The 229-nt window shown below is 55.9% G+C and carries 1 protein-coding gene; it reads left to right on the forward strand.

Annotated features, from left to right (window positions below):
* Positions 1-229, forward strand: a 229-nt coding sequence (locus ACTHSX_RS10960; protein WP_440379695.1) for a helicase C-terminal domain-containing protein, incomplete at both ends; no start/stop codon positions are given.

The raw sequence follows: 229 nt of genomic DNA on the forward strand, positions 1-229 counted from the left end.
GTCCTGTTGCAAAGGCACCATCAAGCCATTGCCGAAGGCAAAGCCAGCATTATTGTCGGCCTCGACAGGTTTGCCGAAGGCCTCGACCTGCCCGGCACGGCCTGCGTGCAAGTCAGTATTGCCAAGCTGCCGTTTGCCATGCCGGCCAATCCTATAGAGAAATCCCAAAACCGTTGGATTGTACAGCGTGGCGGCAATCCTGTTATCCAAATCACCGTACCCGAACCCA

The organism is Neisseria sp. P0014.S002 (genome assembly GCF_051958295.1).
Classification (GTDB): domain Bacteria; phylum Pseudomonadota; class Gammaproteobacteria; order Burkholderiales; family Neisseriaceae; genus Neisseria; species Neisseria flavescens_B.